The 20,097-nt window shown below is 69.3% G+C and carries 22 protein-coding genes; 4 read left to right on the plus strand and 18 right to left on the minus strand.

From position 1 onward, the window contains the following. The 7 genes from AB0B86_RS31910 to AB0B86_RS31940 all read right to left on the minus strand — a co-directional run. Positions 1-212 (minus strand): hypothetical protein (locus tag AB0B86_RS31910; RefSeq protein WP_357413805.1); only part of this gene is annotated, 212 nt, incomplete at its 3' end. Positions 213-376: 164 nt separating this feature from the next. Further along, complete coding sequence (locus AB0B86_RS31915; RefSeq protein WP_357413803.1) at positions 377-991, minus strand: hypothetical protein; 615 nt, start codon at positions 989-991, stop codon at positions 377-379. 236 nt (positions 992-1,227) lie between these two features. Further along, a complete protein-coding gene (locus AB0B86_RS31920; RefSeq protein ID WP_357080017.1) occupies positions 1,228-1,521 on the minus strand; it encodes a WXG100 family type VII secretion target in 294 nt (97 codons plus the stop codon). A 20-nt stretch (positions 1,522-1,541) separates the two neighbouring features. Then, positions 1,542-1,877 carry a WXG100 family type VII secretion target gene (locus tag AB0B86_RS31925; RefSeq protein WP_357080014.1) on the minus strand — a complete coding sequence of 112 codons (336 nt, stop codon included), beginning with the start codon at positions 1,875-1,877 and terminating at the stop codon, positions 1,542-1,544. Positions 1,878-2,121: 244 nt separating this feature from the next. Continuing rightward, positions 2,122-2,895, minus strand: a complete 774-nt coding sequence (locus AB0B86_RS31930; RefSeq protein WP_357411920.1) for a hypothetical protein — start codon at positions 2,893-2,895, stop codon at positions 2,122-2,124. Between the two features lie 391 nt (positions 2,896-3,286). Beyond that, positions 3,287-4,039 carry a hypothetical protein gene (locus AB0B86_RS31935; protein ID WP_357411921.1) on the minus strand — a complete coding sequence of 251 codons (753 nt, stop codon included), beginning with the start codon at positions 4,037-4,039 and terminating at the stop codon, positions 3,287-3,289. An 83-nt stretch (positions 4,040-4,122) separates the two neighbouring features. Then, positions 4,123-5,079: a cyclase family protein gene (locus AB0B86_RS31940; protein ID WP_357420417.1), complete on the minus strand. Its 957-nt coding sequence runs from the start codon at positions 5,077-5,079 to the stop codon at positions 4,123-4,125. 215 nt (positions 5,080-5,294) lie between these two features. Between AB0B86_RS31940 and AB0B86_RS31945 the strand changes: the two genes are divergently transcribed. Beyond that, positions 5,295-5,849: a hypothetical protein gene (locus tag AB0B86_RS31945; protein WP_357411923.1), complete on the plus strand. Its 555-nt coding sequence runs from the start codon at positions 5,295-5,297 to the stop codon at positions 5,847-5,849. Between the two features lie 65 nt (positions 5,850-5,914). On the opposite strand, the gene AB0B86_RS31950 is transcribed toward AB0B86_RS31945, so the two are convergent. Next, positions 5,915-6,478 carry an AAA family ATPase gene (locus AB0B86_RS31950; RefSeq protein ID WP_357411924.1) on the minus strand — a complete coding sequence of 188 codons (564 nt, stop codon included), beginning with the start codon at positions 6,476-6,478 and terminating at the stop codon, positions 5,915-5,917. A 92-nt stretch (positions 6,479-6,570) separates the two neighbouring features. Beyond that, positions 6,571-6,981: a hypothetical protein gene (locus AB0B86_RS31955; protein ID WP_357411925.1), complete on the minus strand. Its 411-nt coding sequence runs from the start codon at positions 6,979-6,981 to the stop codon at positions 6,571-6,573. A gap of 429 nt (positions 6,982-7,410) precedes the next feature. Between AB0B86_RS31955 and AB0B86_RS31960 the strand changes: the two genes are divergently transcribed. Continuing rightward, complete coding sequence (locus tag AB0B86_RS31960) at positions 7,411-7,716, plus strand: hypothetical protein (protein ID WP_357411926.1); 306 nt, start codon at positions 7,411-7,413, stop codon at positions 7,714-7,716. Positions 7,717-7,840: 124 nt separating this feature from the next. On the opposite strand, the gene AB0B86_RS31965 is transcribed toward AB0B86_RS31960, so the two are convergent. Both AB0B86_RS31965 and AB0B86_RS31970 read right to left on the minus strand, forming a co-directional pair. Next, on the minus strand, positions 7,841-8,434 hold the full coding sequence (locus AB0B86_RS31965; protein WP_357411927.1) for a lytic polysaccharide monooxygenase: 594 nt from the start codon (positions 8,432-8,434) through the stop codon (positions 7,841-7,843). Between the two features lie 382 nt (positions 8,435-8,816). Next, positions 8,817-9,395, minus strand: a complete 579-nt coding sequence (locus AB0B86_RS31970; RefSeq protein ID WP_357411928.1) for a hypothetical protein — start codon at positions 9,393-9,395, stop codon at positions 8,817-8,819. A 430-nt stretch (positions 9,396-9,825) separates the two neighbouring features. Here AB0B86_RS31970 and AB0B86_RS31975 point away from each other — a divergent pair, with 430 nt between their 5' ends. Then, positions 9,826-10,638 carry a hypothetical protein gene (locus AB0B86_RS31975; protein WP_357420419.1) on the plus strand — a complete coding sequence of 271 codons (813 nt, stop codon included), beginning with the start codon at positions 9,826-9,828 and terminating at the stop codon, positions 10,636-10,638. Between the two features lie 50 nt (positions 10,639-10,688). Here the strand turns inward: AB0B86_RS31975 and AB0B86_RS31980 are convergent, their stop codons facing one another. From AB0B86_RS31980 to AB0B86_RS31990, 3 genes are all read right to left on the minus strand, one after another. Beyond that, positions 10,689-11,828 (minus strand): glycosyl hydrolase 53 family protein, encoded by a 1,140-nt coding sequence (locus AB0B86_RS31980; RefSeq protein WP_357420421.1) that lies wholly within the window; start codon positions 11,826-11,828, stop codon positions 10,689-10,691. 38 nt (positions 11,829-11,866) lie between these two features. Then, positions 11,867-12,730 carry a cellulose binding domain-containing protein gene (locus tag AB0B86_RS31985; RefSeq protein ID WP_357420423.1) on the minus strand — a complete coding sequence of 288 codons (864 nt, stop codon included), beginning with the start codon at positions 12,728-12,730 and terminating at the stop codon, positions 11,867-11,869. Between the two features lie 204 nt (positions 12,731-12,934). Further along, the gene (locus AB0B86_RS31990; RefSeq protein WP_357420425.1) at positions 12,935-13,645 is read right to left on the minus strand and encodes an alpha/beta hydrolase; all 711 of its coding nucleotides are present in this window, start codon (positions 13,643-13,645) and stop codon (positions 12,935-12,937) included. Positions 13,646-13,883: 238 nt separating this feature from the next. Between AB0B86_RS31990 and AB0B86_RS31995 the strand changes: the two genes are divergently transcribed. After that, positions 13,884-14,492, plus strand: coding sequence for a TetR/AcrR family transcriptional regulator (locus AB0B86_RS31995; protein WP_357411933.1), 609 nt, complete (start codon positions 13,884-13,886; stop codon positions 14,490-14,492). Between the two features lie 110 nt (positions 14,493-14,602). Here the strand turns inward: AB0B86_RS31995 and AB0B86_RS32000 are convergent, their stop codons facing one another. The 4 genes from AB0B86_RS32000 to AB0B86_RS32015 form a co-directional block, all read right to left on the minus strand. Further along, positions 14,603-16,042, minus strand: coding sequence for an NAD(P)/FAD-dependent oxidoreductase (locus AB0B86_RS32000; RefSeq protein ID WP_357420427.1), 1,440 nt, complete (start codon positions 16,040-16,042; stop codon positions 14,603-14,605). 1 nt (position 16,043) lies between these two features. Next, positions 16,044-16,601 (minus strand): hypothetical protein, encoded by a 558-nt coding sequence (locus AB0B86_RS32005; RefSeq protein WP_357411935.1) that lies wholly within the window; start codon positions 16,599-16,601, stop codon positions 16,044-16,046. 76 nt (positions 16,602-16,677) lie between these two features. Next, positions 16,678-16,977 carry a hypothetical protein gene (locus AB0B86_RS32010; RefSeq protein WP_357411936.1) on the minus strand — a complete coding sequence of 100 codons (300 nt, stop codon included), beginning with the start codon at positions 16,975-16,977 and terminating at the stop codon, positions 16,678-16,680. Positions 16,978-17,226: 249 nt separating this feature from the next. Further along, positions 17,227-19,773 (minus strand): FtsX-like permease family protein, encoded by a 2,547-nt coding sequence (locus AB0B86_RS32015; protein WP_357411977.1) that lies wholly within the window; start codon positions 19,771-19,773, stop codon positions 17,227-17,229. Positions 19,774-20,097 lie beyond the last annotated feature (324 nt).

Here is a 20,097-nt window from a genome sequence, read left to right on the forward strand (position 1 = left end):
CCGGTCACCCGCAAATGCCCCGGCATCTGGGCATTCAGGCCCTCCCGGAACAGATCCGCCTCCGGACCCACGAACTGACTCGTATCCAAACCCGTAATCTGCGCCGCCGCCTGCGACGCCGCCGCACCAAACCCCTGCCACCGACCCGCCGACGACCGAACCGCCGACGGATCACCATCCATCCTGAACAAATGCGCTGGGAATTCAGCCATCGCGCCCGGACCTCCCCGTGTCCACGCCAACCAGCCGCGCCGAATATCGAACATAGACGTGCGACGAACTACGATGGTGACTTCAGTCGCAAATCTCGCACAGTCTGCAACGCAGACGGCGCGGCCGATCTCCGCTGACGGGGTCGGGGTCGCACCGGGGCCTTCTACGCGGTGACGTGTGGGCGGACAGCCAGGCACCGGTGGCGCAGGTTGATCTGGTCGACGGCCTCGGCGTACTTGCCGTGGTAGACGCCGGCGAGGACCACCATCGGGTAACGGGCATCCGCGGCGGTGAGCGCGCTGATCGGCAGCGTGAGGTGGAACAGTTTGCGGATCTCCACAAGCGCCTTCACGCCGGGGTGGTGGGTGACCACGACGTCGATCGGCCCGGCCGCTGCCTCGGTCCTGGCGTGCTCCGCCGCCGGATTGATCGAACGGAAGCCCTCCCCCGCCAGGACCGACAACCGACCGGCGCGCGTGCCGTCGGACGTGCCCACCGCCCCGAGATCGATGAGGACGACCTCGGGATCGGGGACGTTCGTCGCGACGAACAGGCCGACTCCCCCGCCGTCGCTGCCGATCAGCAGCAGACCCGGCGCATATTTCCGGACCTCGTACGTCAGGTTGCGCTCGGCGATCTCGTCGGGACCGTAGACGTAGACGTCGCCTTCGTCGTCCACCGGCCGCACGCCCGTCCACACGTCGAGCAGGGCCTCCGGCGGCCGGGCGCCCACCTGCGCCTCGACCCTCTCGGAGATCGCCTTCCGATCATCGTCCACACGAAACGCTCCCCCCGGATGGCGCCGCTCCCGACCACTCAGCTCGGCGAGCCAGGCCCGGAAATCTTCCTGACCACGCAGGTATACCCCGTCCCCTGCTGAGATCAGCGCCAGCCAACCGGTCGAGTGCCGTCCGAAGGTCACGTGGGACGAGCAGTCGACTCCCGACGACGTGTGCCACCACGACGACGCGCCCGGGGCCCCGATCGATGCCCGGACGCGGTCGTACCAATCGATTAGCCCTGCAACGTCCCCCGGACCTGACCGCGCATCTCCTGCACCGACGTCGTGGTCTGACCCAGAGCACCCTTGACCGAGTCGAGGATCTGCTTCACGGTGTCCGCCGCAGTGTTCCACTGCATCTGAATACCGTTGTAGATCTCCATCTCGTCGCCCTCCCAGTTGGCCTTCACCCGGGTGACGAAGTTGGTCAGATCATCGAGACTCGCCTGCACCCCGTTCGCGACCGACGCAATATCGCCCTGCGCCGACCCCGCCGTCGACTCGTCGTAACTGAAGACATCACCCATGATCCCCGCACCCTCTCCCGTCAGCCCCGGAACTTCGCACTGTCCCAGTTCGCCGACCCCATCGTCGACTGCAACTGGCTCGTCTGCTCCGAGTGGTACGTGTCATAGAGCTGCCCCGCCGAACCAACCCGGCTCGTAATATCCGTCAACGCCTTGTTCAGATCAGCCATCGCCGTGTTCCACCGCTGCGTCAACTGATCCCAACTCTGAAACGCCGAACCCTTCCACACCGCCGGCAACGGCTCGATCGCACTGATGAACGACCGCGCCTGACTGTTCAACGCCGCGACCGAAGTGTCCAGATTCGACGAGTGTTGATTGACCGCATTGTCGGTGATCGAAAACTTCGCACCCATCCGAAGCCCCTCCCGTGAACTCGACCCACAGTCACTCGAACATAGACACCCAACGAACTTCCCGCCCTACCCGAGTCGCATATCTCGCACAATCTGCGCGACCAGGCCAAGAACGATCTCCCGCGTGCCGCTCGCGATGCCTTTAAAGGATCTTGGGGGTGGACGACGCGCCGCTGCCGAAGCCGCTCATATCGGCCGGCCACGGCGGCCCAGATAGCGGGCCGCCGTGACACCTGCGCGGGACTCAGCAGCCGAGCCTCCTGGTGGAGAGCGCGACGTCGTCGATCCAGAGGTCGAACTCACCCGGAGTGGTGCCACCCTGGTAGAGCTGCCAACCGATCTTCACGGTGTTCACCGTCGGCAGCACGAAGGGCACGTCGTTGCCGCCATGCTCGGTCGTGGAAGCGGTCAACTCCGGGTTCGCCACGCCGTCGATCCACACCGAGACGCGGTTGTCCGTCGGGTCGAGTTTCCACTCGAAGCACTGCCAGGTGTCCTCGGTGACCGGGGCGGACTCCCGCCAGTTTGTCCAGTCGCCGGTCGGGCCGCCGTCGGCGCCCACCCCCCAGAAGGTTCCGGGGACAGTGGGTGCGTACTGACCGCCGACGGGACGGACGACCTCCGGGCTGCCGGTGCCGGTCGCCTCCACCAGTGTGAAGTGCGCCCAGTCGGGGGCGGTGGGGAAGGCGTCGACGCGCAGCCGCATCCGGCCGTAGAAGCGGTTGCCCGGCGCGGCGAAATCGTCGACGCGCAGGAAGGCCCGCCCGTTGTCCACAGTGTGGATGTGCAGCACCTGGTTGCCGCGGCGGGCACGCTCGACGGTGAGAGTGCCGTTGCGCGTGTCGACGCCCCAGTCCAGGGTGCTGGCCCCGCCCGGCGGCAGCCGCTCGAAGTCTTCGCAGAAGAGCAGGCCACGGGTACACGAACGCGGGGAGACACCGGACGCGGCGGCCGGGACGCTGCCGGCAGCGGTGCCGAGGATCAGGGCGGCGGTGCACACCGCGAGGAAACGGCGCATGGTCATCCTCCATGACGTGGGGCCCTCCCGCGGGCGGGCGGGGCCAGAGTGCGTTCCCCGAACATCCCGATCGCTGCTCACCGCGTCGCCGATCTCGATGCGTCGGCACGGCGGCGGGGTGGGCGTCTCGGTGTCGGGGGAATACGGGGCGGGGACACGTACGACCGGCACCTGCCCGTCGTCGTGACAGTGGCCCGGCGATGCGGCGTCGTGCGCCGAAGTGGCGCGACGCCGGCACTGCACTGCTCCCGTGCTACCCGTTTCCAGCACGGTTGCCCCCGTGCCGCGGCGATGCGAGCCATTCCAGCACACTCGCAGCCGATCCAGCAATATCGACTAGTGTCGCTACCTCATCGCCTCTGTGCCGTGCTCGGCGAAGCGCCGCCCGGCGTCACCCCGGCCAGTCCACCGTCTCGAGGACGGGATTGCTCCGGACGGCCTCGATCAGGGGCGTGGGTCCGCTGACCCTGGTGCCCTGCAGGTCGTAGTCCGTCCAGACGAACCAGGACCGGTCGGTGGGCCACAGATTCGTCGGGGAGAACAGGTAGCTGCCGCCGCGCTCCTCGAGCAGTTCGGGAACTGCCGACAACGGCCCGCGCCACACGTGGACGTGGTCGTAGTCGTTGGCTGGCAGGGACGCGAAGAAGGCGACGCAGTCAGTGCCCGACCCGTCGACCGAGTGCCGGCACAGGGTGTCCAGCAGGGCCGTGAGGCTCTCCTCGTCCAGGGAACCTTCGGGTGGCGGCTGGACGGCGACCGGCCAACTCTGGTGCGGGAACCAGCGGTGGCATGGCGGGTATCGCGGATCTGGTGCCTGTCCCGGTTGCTGCGACCAGAGCACGCGACGCCAGGCGCTTCCCGGCCGGACGACGAAGCCCAGCGGCGTACCGGTGTCGATGGTGCCATCGTCGAGGTCCACCCCGCCGACGATCAGCGGCGCGAGGTCGCCCGATTCGAGCCCGCGGCGGCGCACCTCATGGTGCGTGCCCCGCCCGGCGTGGCTGGCGTTCTCGTACATGGCGTGCAGAATCCACGTCGACGCCCCCCACCCGGCGGGAGCGTAGCCGGTGTGCGTCTCGTGCTCGGGCCGGCCGGCGAGCCAGGCCAACAGGGCGGCTGGGTCTTCCACGCGCTTCATCGACACGGTGCCATCGTCGCGCACCTGCCAGTCCGACGTGCGCGCTGCCTCCGGCGAGGACCGCTCGCGGCCCCCGCCGGGAGATGGATTCAGAAGGTGGCGATGGGGTTGACCGGGCTGCCCGAGGTGCCGGCGAAGCGGACCGGCGCGACCGCCAGGTGGAAGTCCCACTGACCGAGCTGGGCAGCTGTGCTCGCGCACGCCTCCAGGTCGCAGTTGTCGAGCAGCCACAGGCCCATCGCGACGAGACTCACCGCGTGCACCGGCATCAACACGTCGTCGTACCCCGACGGCTGAACGTCCTGGGGCGTGTCGGCGCCAATCAGCGCGACCTGCCGTTCGTGCAGCCACGGCAGGCAGGACGCGTGCCAGCCGGCCTGCGTGAGACCGATGGCCGCACCGGTCTCGTGCCGCGAGCGGCCGAATCCGGTCCGTAGGAGCACCGCGTCCCCGGGTCGTACCCGCACCCCCTGGCGGCGCTCGGCGGCCTCCAGGTCAGCGGGGAAAACCCCCTCCCCCGGCTCCAGCCACGGCACACCGCGGACCGCCGCGACGTCAAGCAGGACGCCCCGGGTGACGATCCCGTCCGCCGCCGCCGTGACGGCTGCCCACGCCGATCCCGCAGCGGCGTCGACAGACGAATGCGACCGCCCGTTGTACATCGCGCCGTCCCAGAAGATGTGGCACGGCGAGTCGACGTGGGTGAGGGTGTTGCCGTGGAACGTGAGGCCGAGCCGTTCGGACGAGAAACCCCAACGCCGGTCGGCGTGGAAGGCGGGCACCGGGATGTTCTCGGCACCCGGCATGTCGGCGGCGCAGGGGCACGTCGTCGTCGACCGTTCCATGTCCTGCGGCACGGTGATGTCCCACGCGCACGACACGCTCCGGCCGTGCCGGACCGCCCGCGCCGCCGCCAGCCGGACGTCGTCGGTGATGTGGTTGAGCGTCCCGCGCTCGTCGTCGTCGCCCCACCGTCCCCAGTTCGACAGGGTGTCGAAGTAGCCGAGCACGTCGTCTCGGCTGGGCACTGACCGCCCTACCGTCATCCGGGCATCCACTCCTCTGGCCACGCGGGTCGAGGCGTCGCAGGCAGCGGCAGTGTGCCCGCTCACGCACCTTCAACGAGCCGCTGAGCTGGCGTGACAGTACCTCAGTGGGCCAGCGGCAGGTCGGGGCCGGGAAGGACTTGACGCACCGTCGCCCAGCGGCCATGGTCGACATATATCGACAGACTCAGATGTATCGCGACTCGGGAGGACTGATGAAGGCCCTTGTCACCGCCGCCTCGGTTGCGGCCATGCTGCTCCTGACCACGGGCGGCGCGTCCGGCGGCCGGCCGGCGACGGACGCGCCCTGCGCCGGCCAGATCCATCCGAACCCGGGCTTCGAGCACGGCGCCACCGGCTGGACCGCCGGCCCCCGCATCGTCGTGGTCGGCGACGCGACCCGACCCGCACACACCGGACGCGGGTACGCCACCTTCGCCGGACTGGACGTGACGCGGGGCGACCTGCTGCGCACCACCGCAACGGTGCCGGCCAACTGTGACCTGACGGTCCGCTTCTGGGTCCGGACCCTCACCACCGAGACCAGCCGCAGCGACTACCTGAACGTCGGGCTGGCTGTCACCGGGATCCCCCCGAAGACCAGGTTCTCGCTGGCCTTCGACGGCGGCGCGCAGTGGCGGCAGTACACGATGGCGACCGGGACGGCGACGACCGAGCGCACCGCGACCGTCAGTTTCGTCGCCAGCGAGACCGCCGGCAACGGCGCCACCGCCTTCGACGTGGACGACGTGACGTTCACGTTGAGCTGACCGCGGTGTGGCCCCCGCCGGGACGCCCCTTCGGCAGCACGGCGGGGCCGAGGTGAGCGCGGCGCTCAGGTCCAGGCTCTTCCGGCCCGCACCCAGGCGTCCTGGTCCACCGGGGTAGGGCCTTGACGCAGCCACGTGTTGATGCGCTGCGCGTGCTCCTCGGGGGTCCCCGCGGACGACTCCACCCGGAGTGCGCCGTCGAAGTAGCGGAACGCCTCCGCGCGCTCGCGGACGAGCGCTTCGTCGAGATCCGTGGCTTGGTGGCGCTCCCGGAATCGGCTCGCAGCGTCGTCGGGAGTCACGAGGAACTCGACGACCCAGAGCGGCGCGGCGGAGCCGGCCAATGCTTCCACCAGGCTGGCTCGCTGGTCACGGCGAGCGTAGGTGCATTCGAGGAGTACGGTCTCTCCGCGATCGACAAGCATCCGGGCGAGGAGATGCGCGCCTGCGTACGCGTGCATGCGGTCGTCACGATTCCGGTCGGATTCGGGGAAGAGGAGGTCGAACAGGGAGTCCACCTCCAGGTGGACCCGACCTGAGTAGGCGCGTTCCTTGGCCAGTACCTGTCGGGCAGTGGTCTTGCCCGAGCACGGTGGGCCGGACAGCACGACGATCCCGTTGCCTGTCATGTTCCTCGCGGTTTCCGACGTTCGAAAGGCGAGCACGGTCCGGCAGGCCCGGAGAACGTCAGAATCCGGAACCACTGTCCCTACGACAACCCTCACGGCACGGGTGCCTGTCGCACCTGGGGCAACCCGTCCGCCGTCACCATGACCGTCACCTGCACCTCAGGCGACGGCGAGCTGTCGGTGCTGTCCCGCAGCGACCGGTGCACCGGGCACTCGCACGACGGCCGCAGCGCGTCCGGGCAGCTGGCGAGCGCGGCCTTCAACCGTCGCACCCCGTCGACGGCGACCCACCAGGACCAGGCCATGTCCCACGGCTCCTCCCACGGCATGTGGAAACAGTCATGGTCAAAGCGCACGAGGCGGCCGGTCTCGCACTGCGGACAGGCGGACAGGCTGGTCCAGCGGTGGTTGATCTGGTGTCCGGAGGTGCCGTGCGGGACGCCCCAGCTGTCGATTCGCACCAGGACCCGATCCTCCACCCGGCAGGTGGTGCAGACGCTCACGGCCGACCCTCCCCGCTCTCGTACGACCACCACATCGTAGAGATCGACAGCACTGGTCACGGCCCCGCCGATGGCCGGACGGCTGGTTCCAGGAGGTGCGGGAGCCGGTCTCACGGTCATCGAGATCACCGGCCGCGCAGGTACTTGAGCACCTCCAGGGCGAGTGTCATGGTCCCGCCGACGGCCACGCCTCCCCCGACCACCGCCGACGAAAAATCCACTCCACTGTGGTGGAGCAGTGCGGCCGTGATGATTCCGACGCCACTGGCAACCACGATGGCGGATCGGTCGCGACCCGCCGCCGACGTTCCTCCTCGCGAAACGCCGTCCGGGGGTACGCACTGTCCAGCCGACCGGCGGCCTGCTCGTCGTCGCGTAGCACTGGACCGCCCTGGCGCCCCGATTGCGCGCCGGTGGTTGGATGTGCCAATGGGTCCGTGGGAAGTAGCGTTTCTCGTCATCGCCATTGTCGGGTCGGTCGCGGCTGCGGTCGGAGCCGCGTCCCAGGAGAAGCGCCGCTCGGCGATGCAACTCGCGGCCGTCCAGCGCAAGCTCGATCTGATAATGGACCACCTCGGCATCGCCGAGCCGATGGACCCGGAAGTCGTCCGGCATCTCAAGAGCGGCCAGACGATTCATGCTGTTCGCGCCTACCGCAACCAGACCGGTGCCAGCCTGGTCGAGGCGAAGCAGGCGGTGGACCGGCTCGCCCGCGAACTCCACCTCGAGCGGTGACGCCGCGGTCGTCCGAAGAGCGACGACAGTAGGGGCCTGGTGACCCAACGGTCAGCGGCACTGCTCCGGCCCAGGGCGTTGGAGTCCTGGGCCGGGGCAGTGCCGCGGTTGTCGCTCCTGTCGATCAGCTGATGGTGATGTCGCTGCACCACATGTAGGTCTGGTCCAGGTGGGACGCCCGCCAGATCACGAACAGGATGTGGTTTCCGCTGCGCCCGGAGGTCGAGACGTTGAACGAGATGTTCTGCGCCGGCGCGTAGCGCCCGGTCGTGGCGACCAGGTCAAGGTTGCCCCATCCGAGCCGCTGGGTGCTCGGGTTGAACCCCTGCTTGGTGACGTAGACCCGGAAGTAGTCGGCACCGTGGCTGGCCTGGTCGTACAGCTGGACCGTGAAGCTACGGCTGACGGGCGTCGACTTCCACGCACCCGGCTGGTTCACCGAGTCGTTCCTGGACAGGCCGTTGCTGCACAGTTGCCCGTCCGGGGTACGGGCTTCGTACTGACCGGCGAGGCCGTCGCGCAGCTGGCTCATCCAGTTCCACATGGTGTCGGGGTTGGCCTGGAACGCCTGCCAGCACATGGGGTCCTGTTGCTGCATTGCCGGGTTCATGTGCTGGTTGCCCCAGGTCTTCCAGCACTGATAGGCGCGACTCGCCGGGTTGATGATGGTGCCGTGCGCCTGGGCCGCCCCGGTGAAGGGCAGCGTGCCAACCACCATGGCGAACAGCAGGACGAGCGCTTGGAGGGATCGACGGACGGTTGACCGGGATCGTCCGCCGGATAGATCGGACGTGTGTGGACGCACTGTTCATCCTCCGCTCTTCGGTACTAAAGATCACAATGGGAACGCTCCCAAACCAACTGTTACATCGATGTCTGTAAATATCAATGTTGATCTGTCTAATTTCGGACGCGGCCAAAGGCCCCCGCCTCGACGGCGCCGCGCGGATGGGCCCGCACCGGCGCACCGGTTCACAACTGTCGAAGGGCCAGATACGGGCCGGCCTGCGGTGCCACAGGCCCGGATCCGACGCCCGGGTGGGCGCGGGAGTGACCGCCCGGCTTTGCCAGAGCCCAACCCCGGCGTCGTACCGGCGGCGTCAGAGCCCGGCCGCGGCGTCGTACCGGCGGCGCTGGTCGGCCATCTCCGACTCGGCAAGCGCCTCCTTGAGCGCCAACTCCTCGTACTTGTCCGGGAACATCTGCCGCAGCCGGTCGACGAACCTGACGTCAGCGGTCGCCTCGACCACCTGAATGCCCGGCGGATCGGTGGACATGTCCATGATCACCGGGCCGGCCAGCTTGACCGCGACGTCCCAGGGACGCCCCCGCTCGGCGACCCCGCACAGGTGGAATCCGTACACCGTCCGCACGTCGGCGAGCGCTGTCGCCTCGGCCGGCTCGTAGCCGTACACGCGCACCCCGCAGATCACCGGAGGCTTCTCCGCGGTGGCCGCCTGCTGGGCATCGTGCCCGGCGTGGTTGTGCTGGCCCGGGTCCACCTGTTCGAGCGTGGTACGCATCCGGGCCACGATCTGCGTCTGCAGATCCGCCGGCTTCGTCTCCGGGTCGGTCCGGTTGACGAGGACGACAGCGCCGGCCGACACCGCCAGCAGGATCACCGCCACCCACACCAAGCGGTGCCGGTACCAACCCACGAGACTCTCTCGGGAAATCATGACTGCTTCTCACCTCGTCGCCGGTTCTGCACGCTGGCGGACCGAATCGGACGGCCCCGGGCTGTCGAACGTCGAACGCGTCGGCCGACGAGGACACGGACCGGGGGCTACGTACGGCGGGCGCGGATGGCGGCCTGGCAGTGTGCCCGCCGCCCTGAAGATGACCCGGCGATGCGATGCGCGAGCGCCCGCCACGGCGACGCCGCTGCTGGCACTGCGCTGCTCCCGTGCTTGCCGTTCCCAGCGCGGTTGCCCCCGCGCTGCGGCGATATGAGCCATTCCAACACGTCTGGACGCACTCTCGCAACATTGACGAGCGTCAGCGCGGGTACGGATCACCGCGTTCCGGGCCGCCTGGGCCGAGGGCATCAAGCTCGCGCCCGGCCGCTTCCAGGTGCGTTTCCCCCAGGTGGGTGCCGGCTCGCGGGGCGTGCCGCACGTGACGCCGGTGAACCGGACCGGGCACTACTGCGAGGTGGTTCGCTGGTTCCAGTCCGGCGCCGACGAGATCGTCGACGTGCAGTGCCACCGGCCGGGCGGCACCCGCGAGGACACCCCGTTCACCGTGCTCTGGACGACCAGCTCGGGCGTGCTGCCCGCCGGCACGTCCCACGCGTACGTGCAGTGGGGTGGCGGCGTGGTGGCGCAGTCGTACAACTCCACGGGCGTGGTGAACACTGTCGGGCCGCTGGGCGTCGGGCAGTACCTGGTGCGGCTGCCCGGGGTGGGGCTGGGCGGGGTGCTCGCCGGAAACGTGCAGGTCACCGCCGGGCAACCGAACGCCGGGCCGCGCCGGTGCAAGGTCTACTCCTGGAGCGCCGTCGGCACCGACGTGCAGGTGTACGTCTTCTGCTACAACCAGGCCGGCGCGTTCATCGACACCGACTTCACCCTCTCGTACCACCGTCGGCGGCCGGTGATCGGCTCCCTCGCCCCACCGTCGTACTTCGGTTATCTGGGTACCGCCGTCGGCGGTCCGACAAACGATAATTCGGTCCTCGGGGTCGGTGCGAACACTGTGGCGCCGCTGGCGCCCGCAGGCCGCTACCTGGCGACCTTCCCGCAGGTCGGCCTCAAGGAGACGCACGTCCAGGTGGTCGCCCAGGGGGCCGGAAGTAACTACTGCCACCTCACCCAGCCCTGGCCGTACACCACGAACGCCGACGTCGACGTGATCTGTTTCGACAACGCCGGCGTGGTCACCCCACACCGCTTCCTGGCCACCTTCACCTCCCGGCTCTGACCCCGGGCCGAACCGGCGGTGGTCGTCCACCGGTCACCGCCGGGTGCGGGTCAGGGCGTCCAGCGCACGCCGGGGTTCACCCGCCCGAACCAGTCGAAGACGGCCATGTTGTCCCACTGGTTTCCGGTGCCGTTGATGTTGGCCGGGTCCCAGCCGTTGCCGTTGATGGCGTACCAGGTTGGTTCCCAGTAGAAGACGCCGATCGCTCCCGCGTTGCGGGCCGTGTTCTGCACCCAGTCGAACTCCTGGGCCTGCCCGGACCAGGTCGCGCTGATGCCGTCACAGGTCGCGTCGCCGATGGCGTTCGGCTCGCTGTCGGCGTTGTTCCGGGTGAAGGGGTACGCGGTCTCCGCGATCACCACCGGCTTACCGTACCGGCCGCGTAGGTCGACGATGTTGTTGTAGAGGTTCGCCAGGGTGCCGTGCCACACGCAGTAGTACGACAGGGCGGTGATGTCCCACTGCACACCCTGGGCGCGGATACCGTCGTAGAACCACCTGGCGTTGGCGTTGCTGTCGCCGTTTGCGGTGTGGATCATCACCGGGATGCCGCCGCCGCACGCCTTCGTCGCGTTGTAACCCTGCTTCAGCAGGCCGGCCAGCGGGGCGAAGTCGTTGTTGACGACCTTGCCCTCGTTCCACAGCATCCCGACGTTGATCTCGTTGCCGATCTGCACACTGTCCGGTGGGGTGCCCTGCTGGCTGAGGCTGGAGCAGACGTCGTACGTGAAGGTGTACACGTCGGTACGCAACTGGCTCAGGGTGTGGCCGGCCCAGGCAGCCGGCTTGTACTGCTTGCCGGGGTCGGCCCAGGTGTCGGAGTAGTGGAAGTCGATGAGCACCTTGAGGCCCTTCGCCCTGGCCGCCCGCGCCTGGGCCAACACCCTGCTCTTGTTGTTGTAGCCGCTGCTCGGGTTGTTCCAGACCCGCAGTCGGACGTAGTTGACGCCGACGGACTTCAGGATGTCGAGCGGGTCGCGGGCGACGCCACCGGCGTCGTAGTACCTGGCACCCAGGTCCAGGCTGCGCTGCAACGAGGAGACGTCGGCCCCCCGCATACTGAGCGTGTTCGCGGCGGCGGCGGGCGCGGTGGTGCCACCGAGGGTGGCGCCGACGGTGAGGATGCCGGCCGTGACCGCCCCGAGCAGGGCCCTGCGTCGACGGTGGGGTGTGGTCGAAGAGGTGTTCACGCGACTCCTTCTCGGGCGGGGGACGGGCCGGGCCACGATCAGCCCACCGTGCAGGCGGCACCGTTGAGCGAGAAGCTGGTCGGCGGCGCGGCACTGGCGCTCCACCGCCCCTGTACGCCGAAGCTCGCGGAGCCGTTCGGCGCCAGGGCCCGGTTCCAGTCGACGTTGCCGGCGGTGACTGTGGCGCCGGTCTGGTTGAGCGTGGCGTTCCACCCCGAGGTGATCTGCTGGTCGCCGGGGAAGCCGAAGGTGACAGTCCAGCCGTCGATGGGCGCCGCCCCGACGTTCTCGACAGTCAGGGTGGCCACGAAACCGCCAGGCCACTCGGACTGGTTGCGGTAGGTCACCCGGCAGGTCGAGGGCGACGGCGTGTCCGTCACCGGGATGACCACGGTCAGGGTGGCCGTCGAGGTCGAGCGGTGTCCGAGGGTGTCCCGGGCGGTCATCCGGAAGAGGTACTCCAGGCCCGGGCGGAAGTAGCCGGTGATCGTGGTGGTGGTGACGGCCCCGACGCTGGCGGTGTAGACGACATCGTCAAGCACCTGGTAGTACGTGATGTCGTAGCCGGTGATGGCACAACAGCCGGGCGTGGCGGCCGTCCAGGTGAGGGTGACCGACCCGCTCCGGACCTCGCTGGCGGCCAGGTTCGTGGGCGCGCTCGGCGGGAAGGGCGAGGTGCCCGGCGTGCTCGGCACCGTCGGCGGCGTGGTCGCGTTGGGCGCTGCGACGGCCGCTGGGGCCCCGCCGGGCGTCGGGGCGATTCCCGGGTACGCCACGGTGCCGGCAGCGGCCATCGGTACGGCGGCCAGTGCGGTGGCGAGCACCGCCGCCGACACGACGACGACGGCCAGCGGACCCGGCCGCGGACGGCGGAACAGCGAGGACGAACAGACGCCTGTCATAGGTCGACGATGCGACAGGCACATCGATGATCGCCAACGTGTCTCACGCCTCGGCCAGCCAGATCTCGGGCGGGACCGCCTCCACGGCGTCCGGCTCACGCTGCACGCGTTCGCGCCGTGCGGGCGCGGCACCCAGCCCTGGGAACGAGATTCCCCGCCCTCGCGACGTTCAGGATCGCGGGCCTGACCCGTTGGGCGGAACAGCTAACGCGCGGTGGCGCGGGCGGCGGTGTCGACGAGGTCTGCGACCGCGCCGGGTTGCGAGACTGCCACAGCGTGGGAGGCGGCGACCTCCACTGTCGTGGATCCCGCCCGCTCTGCCAGGAAACGCTGCAGGTCCGGCGGAATGCCCTGGTCCTGCGTGCTGATCAGGGTCCAGGAGGGGATCGTCTTCCAGGCGGCCTTGGTCACATTCTCCTCCTGGGCACTCGCTGAGGCGGGCCGCTGCGTTACCGCCATGATTTCGGCGGTCGCGGGGTCGACGTCGGCGGCGAACACCTCCGGGAACTTGTCCTGCAGGATGTACTGATCCATTGTCGTGCCACCGTCGTCGGCAGGGATCGGCACCATCTTGATGGCGGAGGTGAGTTGACTTCCGGGGTGTTTGACGAGCAACCCGACCACACTCTCGCCCACGTCCGGGCTGACGCTGGCGACGTACACCAGAGCCTTGACGTTGGACGCACCGTCCGCGGCCTCGGTCATGACCACCCCTCCGTAGGAGTGGGCGGCCATCACGACTGGTCCGGGCAGGCTGTCCAGAAGAGCGCGAATGTAAGCGGCGTCCTTCTGCACGCCGCGCAGCGGATTAGCGACGGCGATGACCGGGTAGCCCCGCCGCTTGAGGTTGGCAATCACCCCACTCCAACTCGACGAGTCGGCGAATGCCCCGTGGATCAGCACGATTGTCGGCATTCCTGCATGTTGGGCAGTCATGTCTGGAGCAGAGCTCATCTGGAATTCCTTTCGAGAGGCCTCGCCGCCCGCTGCGTGTGATACGCGGACCGGATCGACAAGGCCGGTCGACGGAGCAGGTATCCGGCAGCTCGCCCAGTCAGCGATCCCGGCGGCCGGCACCCGACCCGGAGCGCGCGGACAACTCGACGCCGCGCGCCCGGTCCAGACCGAACGTTCTATTCGCTACGATGGTCGGGTGACGCGCGACGAACCCGATGCCCGGCCCTCTGCGGCACGACTCCGGCTTCTTCAGACGGCGACCAGGATCTTCTACGCCGAGGGCATTCACTCCGTCGGCGTCGACCGGATCATCGCCGAGGCGAAGGTGACCAGGGCCACCTTCTATCGGCACTTTCCCAGCAAGGACGACCTCATCCTGGCCTACCTGCGTGAGGTACAGCAGATGGAGCGCGGCATTGTCGACCAGGCAGTCGCCGCCAATCGATCCTCCGCCGATCCCCTTCTGGCCATCGCCGGTTCCATCGCTCAGAACATCCAGTCCCCCGGGTTCCGTGGTTGTGCGTTCCTGAACGCCGCAGCGGAATATCCCGACCCGAACCATCCCGTGCACCAGGAACTCATGGCCCACCGGCAATGGTTCCTGGACACCATCACCACCCTCATGGCACAGGTCCACGAAGGAACGGCGGATCCTGCGGCGCGCCACTTCGTGATGCTGCGCGACGGTGCCATGGCGGCCGGATGCCTCTCCGACCCCACGCTCGTCTCCGAGACCTTCCTGCGTGGTGTCGAAGGGCTCCTCAGAATCAACTCCGAGCGTCAGTCGACAGAGTCGGCCCGTTAGCCCCAGCGCGACAGCCCTTCAGCCACGGCAGGGGCAACGAGCCGACTTCGTCCTCTTCTCGGCGCAGCGACGCTCCGCCGGCGAGCACGCCCGTCGGCGTACGGCTCAGGTCAGCGGCCGTACGCCTCCAGCAGGCGTAGCCACACCTCGCTGACCGTCGGGTACGCGGGCACCGCGTGCCACAGCCGCTCCAGGGGCACCTCGCCGACGATGGCGATCGTCGCGGCGTGGATCAGTTCCGCGACGTCCGGACCGACGAGGGTGAAGCCCACGATGACGTGCCGGTCCTCGTCCACGACCATCCGGGCGTGCCCCTGGTAGCCGTCGGCGTGCAGCGCGGATCCGGCGACGGCGGCCAGGTCGTAGTCGACCACCCGGATCCGCAGCCCGGTGGCCGCGGCGTCGGCTGCGGTCAGCCCCACCGACGCGACCTCCGGGTCGGTGAAGACGACCTGCGGCACGGCCCGCTCGTCGGCGGTGGCGACGTGCCGACCCCACGGGCGGTCGTCTGCCGCCTCGCCCCTGGCCCGTGCCACGATGACGTCGCCCACCGCACGCGCCTGGTACTTGCCCTGGTGGGTCAGCAGCGCCCGCCGGTTGACGTCCCCGGCCGCGTACAGCCATCCGGCGCCGACCAACGCCCCTGCGCCGTCGACCACCCGCAGGGTGTCGTCGACGGCGAGCCAGGCACCCGGCGTCAAACCGACCCGGTCGAGGCCCACGTCGTGCGTGTTCGGCGTACGGCCGACCGCGACGAGGATTTCGTCGGCTTCGATCTGCGCACCGTCGGTGAGCACGATGCGCACCGTGCCGTCGCCGTCGCGGCTCACCGACGTGGCCTCGACACCGGGGCGCACCGACACGCCGGCGTTCCGCAGGGCCTGCGTGACCCGTTCACCGACGAAGGGCTCCGCCCGCCTGAGCACTCCGTCCCGCGCGAGCACCGTCACCACCGATCCGAGGCCCGCGTACGCGGTCGCCATCTCCGCGGCCACCACGCCACCACCGATGATCGCGAGCCGGCCGGGAACGTCGCTGGCGGCGGCTGCCGCCCGGCTGGTCCACGGTGCCGCCTCGGGCAGACCGGCGATGTCCGGCACCAGTGCGCTACTTCCGGTAGCGATGACGACCGCGTGTCGGGCGGTGAGCGAGGTCGTGGTGCCGTCCGCGGCGGTCACTTCGACGATCCGGTCGGAGCTGATCCGTCCCTGGCCCCGGTACAGCGCGATGCCGGCTGTGTTGAGCCAGGACACCTGACCGTCGTCCTTCCAGTGCGAGGCGAACTCGTCCCGGCGGCGCAGCACGGCCGCCGCGTCCAGCTCGCCGGTCACCGCCTCGCGCGCTCCGGGCAGCTGACGAGCCGCCCGGAGCGCGGTCTGGCTGCGCAGCAGGGCCTTGGTCGGCATGCAGGCCCAGTACGAGCACTCACCACCCACCAGTTCCCGCTCGACGATCGCGGCGGTCAGGCCGCCCCGCACGACGCGGTCGGCCACGTTCTCCCCCACCGGCCCGGCGCCGATGACGACGACGTCGTACGTGGAGTTCTCCACCTCAGTTTCCCTTCGCGACGCGGCCGAGTCGGATGGCCGCGATGAGGAAGAAGATCGCGCCGGGGATGGCGTAGCCGATCGCGTTGGTGAGCGCGGGGTTGTCCGCGGAGGCAGCCGCGAAGAACGACCCACCGGCGATCACCGAGATGCCACCGCTGATGATCATCGGCCATTGGCCGCCCATCCTGCGGCGGGTGAGGCCCACGATCAGCTGGATCAGCCCGGCCACGACCGCCCAGGCGCCCCAGACGCGCAGGACCGCCGGGATGCCGGACGCGCCGGCGATGCCCAGGCCCACAGCGGCGAGCAGGCTGATCGCGATGTTCAGGTACAGCAGGGTGGGCGATCCGGTGGCCCGGGACGTGCGGACGTCGACGATGGCGGCGGCCACGTCGAAAAGCGGGTAGACCACGAGCAGCGCGGCGGTGAGGGGGTTGAGGTGCTTGGCGAGGGGGAACGTCACGGCAGCCCAGACGATCGCGAAGGCAAAGCGCCCGAAGTACAACCGCCGCAGGGCAGCGGCCGTCGTGGAGATGCCGGGAACGGCAACGGTGGTCATGGTCATCCTTCTGTTGATCGACGAGCGAAGGGACGCCCAGCGGGGGTCGAGCCACCGCCGGGTCGCGACGCGGGTGCTACTCGATGTTCGAGAACAGCCCCGTGATCTCCACCTGAGCGCCCTGGAGGCCGCCGAAGACGGTGCCGGCAACGGGCGTCGCGACTGCGGCGGCGGCGTCCTCGTAGCTGGCGAAGTACAGGTCGAGCGTCCGGTACGCGGGGGTGGGCGAGCTGTCCTCCTTCGGCCACACCTTTGCCGACTCGGTCCGCTGGAGCTTCGGGAGCGTCTCTGCGGCCCGACGCACGTCGGCGTAGACCTTCTCGAACTCGTCGGGGGTGGCCGGATTCCCGATGATCAGGGTGATCTTGGTGGGCATGGCGCTCTCCTTCAGTCACCGCCGTCCACCCGACCTCCGCAGGGTGGAACGAACGTTCTTTCTTAGAGAACCGTAGCCACTCGGATCGCTCCGGTCAAGACCGATCGTTCTATCTCCGTCGGCGACGGCACGGAAGGCGATGCGCCGCACGCCACGACCCCGGGAAGAAGCGCCGTTTCGACAGCACGGCGCGATACGTGTCCGGTTCACCGAATCGACGAGGTGGCCGGCCCGGGGGCGGGCGGTACGTCATGGCGTGGCGATGGCGTCCAGGACGTTGAGCCGGGCTGCGCGCAGCGCGGGGAGGACCGCCGCGAACACGCCGACCACACCGGCTCCCGCAAGGTAGATCGCCATCTGCCCCCAGGGCACGACGAGCTCGCCGATGCCCTCCTCGTCGAGACCCTGCACGGCCGCCGCCCCCAGGACACCTCCGACGACCACACCGAGCAGCGCGCCGAACAGCGAGATGATCACCGCTTCCACCATGATCATCCTTATGGTCTGCGTCCGGTTCAGCCCGACCGCCCGAAGCAGGCCGATCTCCCGCACCCGCTCGATGACCGACAGGGCCTGGGTGTTCACCACACCCAGGATCGCGATGAGGATGGCCAGGCCGAGCAGCATCTGGATCATCAGCCGGATCTGGTCGAGCGACTCGGTCTGCTGATTGGCGAAGCTGGACAGATCGACAACGGAGACCTCTGGATCCTCGGCGAGCAACCCCTCGATCCGCGGCTTGACCTGATCCACCGGCACGTCGTCGGCGAGTTGCACGTACCCGAGCGAGATCGTCGGTGCGCGCAGGTACCGCGCCGCGTCCTCCGGCAGGGCCATTCCACCGGGTAGATCGGATTCCGGGTAGATGCCGGTGACCGTGTACGTCCGCTGCTGCCCCTTGGCGAACTGGACGGTGACCGGGCTGCCAAGCGACAACCCCAGGTCGGTGGCGTGGTCCTGATCCACCACGATGTCCCCGGGCCCGAGCGTCCGCGGATCACCCTGAACCGGGTGCAGCGCGAAGACCTCGGTCAGCGCGCCCAGGTCGTTGATGACCGTCACGTACTGTTGGTCGCCGTTGACAATGGCCTGGTCACGGTAGACCGCTGCCGCCGCCCTCACCCCGGGCAGCGCCGCCACCTCGTCGAACACCTCGGCACGCACACCCGGCTGCTGGAGTCCGGTCTGCTCACCGCGTACCACCAGGTCGGCATGCAGTGACCCGGAGGCCAGCCCACGAATACTCTCCGACGCCGAGCCGAGAACCACGCTGACGGCGGTGATCAGCGCGATCCCCACCATCAGCGCGGCTGACGTGATCGCGGTGCGGCGCGGATTCCGGCCGGCGTTGAGCCGGCCCAGCCGGCCGGGCATGCTGCCGGCGAAGACCGTGCCGAGCAGCGCCACCGCGGGACGGCTGATGACGGGGGTGAGCAGCGAAATCCCGACGAACGACGCGAGCACCCCGAGCAGTACGGCGACGATCGCGCCGGGCACCACATCGGTGAGGCCGAGGACCAGCAGCACCGCGCCGACTCCGCTGATCACGGCACCGGTCGTCGCGAGACGGGTCAACGGCCGGTCCGGCCCGGCGGTGTCCACCATCGCGGCGATCGGCGGGACACGGGAGGCCCGCACCGCCGGAACGATCGCCGCGATCACGGTCACCCCGATGCCCATCCCGAAGGCCGCGGCGACCGCCGACGGCGGCACGCCCAGCCCGGCCAGCGTCAGGCTGCCGCTGTAGCGGCTGACCAGGGACGCCAGCCCGGCGCCGACGCCGACTCCGGCAGCCAGACCGAGCACCGAGGCAACCAGCCCGATGGCTGTCGCCTCCGCCAACACCGAAAGCAGCATCTGCCGGCGGCTGGCGCCGATCGAGCGCAGCAGGGCCATCTCCCGGGTACGTTGGGCGGCGATGATCGAGAACGTGTTGAGGATCAGGAAGAGGCCGACGAACAGCGCGACGGCGGCGAAGCCGAGCAGGATCTGGCCGAAGAACGCCAGCCCGTCCCGGAAGCCCGCAGCGGCCTCGTCGGCCAGGTCAGCACCGGTGCTCACCTGGTATTCGCCGCCGAGCGTCACGCGCACCCGATCGCGAAGCTCGACCGGCTCGACCCCCTCCGCGGCCCGCACGTTGAGTCTGCTGAACACGTCAGCACCGCCGAGCATCAGGCGCTGCGCGACCGGCTCGGTGAAGGCGACAGACATGGTGCCACCGAGGGTGTCCCGCCCGCCGCTGTAGCCGAAGATGCCGACCAGCGTGAAGGCGCGCCGAGGCTCGAGCGTCAACACGTCGATCGAGTCACCGACCGCGAAGCCGCCGGCCTCGGCGAGCGATGCGTTGATCGCCACCTCGTCCGGCGCGAGGGGCCCCCGCCCCTCCCGCAACCTGACAAGCGGGCTCTCCCCGGTCCAGTTCTCGCCGACGCGGGGTGCGCCGACCGACGGGATGACCTTGCCGTTGCCGCCGACCACCCGGACGCCGTCGACCGACACGACACCTGTCACCCTCGCCACGCCGGGCACCGCCGCGACTCTGTCGATCAGGGACGCCGGCACACGTGTCGGCGCCGCACCGCCGTCGACCTCGGCGACGTCCACTGTCGCCGTGCCGGTCACGCCCACATCGGTGTCCGAGTACACCGACGAGAACATCAAGTCGAAGGAGCGGCCCAGGGTGTCGGTGAGGACAAGCGCGCCGGAGACGAAGGCGACCCCGAGGACGACCGCCATGGCGGACATCGCCAGCCGTAGCTTGCGACTCAGCAGGCTTTTCCAGGTGGCCCGAAACATCAGTCGACTACCGCCGTCCGGTCGAGGTGTCATCGAGATGCGTTTCGCCCCCGGGCGGCCCGGGTCGGTCTTCGCGGCTTCAACCTATCGGCGGGCCGGGATTACCGCGTCGACACTGCGGACGATTCCACTGATTCGAAAGTGGAAGCAGAGCCTCAGGGGAATCCCTGATGCGGAATCGCAAAAACCCTGAGGACCACGCCTTCGGCGGCTTGTCGCAATCGGTGGCTGTGCCTGGCCCGGGCGACCGGTCGACTGGGTGTCGCGCATTCGACCGCGCCACACCCTGGGCCCGCCCCGCACCGGGCGTGACCTGCTGCTCGA

Source organism: Micromonospora sp. NPDC049047 (genome assembly GCF_040649135.1).
In the GTDB taxonomy this organism is placed as follows: domain Bacteria; phylum Actinomycetota; class Actinomycetes; order Mycobacteriales; family Micromonosporaceae; genus Micromonospora.

Coding starts and splice junctions, on each gene's coding strand:
- AB0B86_RS31920 (WP_357080017.1), bottom strand. CDS start 1,521: ATGGGTGATGTCTTCAGTTACGACGAGTCGACGGCGGGGTCGGCGCAG.
- AB0B86_RS31925 (WP_357080014.1), bottom strand. CDS start 1,877: ATGGGTGCGAAGTTTTCGATCACCGACAATGCGGTCAATCAACACTCG.
- AB0B86_RS31930 (WP_357411920.1), bottom strand. CDS start 2,895: ATGCGCCGTTTCCTCGCGGTGTGCACCGCCGCCCTGATCCTCGGCACC.
- AB0B86_RS31940 (WP_357420417.1), bottom strand. CDS start 5,079: ATGACGGTAGGGCGGTCAGTGCCCAGCCGAGACGACGTGCTCGGCTAC.
- AB0B86_RS31945 (WP_357411923.1), top strand. CDS start 5,295: ATGAAGGCCCTTGTCACCGCCGCCTCGGTTGCGGCCATGCTGCTCCTG.
- AB0B86_RS31950 (WP_357411924.1), bottom strand. CDS start 6,478: ATGACAGGCAACGGGATCGTCGTGCTGTCCGGCCCACCGTGCTCGGGC.
- AB0B86_RS31960 (WP_357411926.1), top strand. CDS start 7,411: ATGGGTCCGTGGGAAGTAGCGTTTCTCGTCATCGCCATTGTCGGGTCG.
- AB0B86_RS31965 (WP_357411927.1), bottom strand. CDS start 8,434: ATGGTGGTTGGCACGCTGCCCTTCACCGGGGCGGCCCAGGCGCACGGC.
- AB0B86_RS31970 (WP_357411928.1), bottom strand. CDS start 9,395: ATGATTTCCCGAGAGAGTCTCGTGGGTTGGTACCGGCACCGCTTGGTG.
- AB0B86_RS31985 (WP_357420423.1), bottom strand. CDS start 12,730: ATGACAGGCGTCTGTTCGTCCTCGCTGTTCCGCCGTCCGCGGCCGGGT.
- AB0B86_RS31990 (WP_357420425.1), bottom strand. CDS start 13,645: ATGCCGACAATCGTGCTGATCCACGGGGCATTCGCCGACTCGTCGAGT.
- AB0B86_RS32005 (WP_357411935.1), bottom strand. CDS start 16,601: ATGACCACCGTTGCCGTTCCCGGCATCTCCACGACGGCCGCTGCCCTG.
- AB0B86_RS32010 (WP_357411936.1), bottom strand. CDS start 16,977: ATGCCCACCAAGATCACCCTGATCATCGGGAATCCGGCCACCCCCGAC.
- AB0B86_RS32015 (WP_357411977.1), bottom strand. CDS start 19,773: ATGTTTCGGGCCACCTGGAAAAGCCTGCTGAGTCGCAAGCTACGGCTG.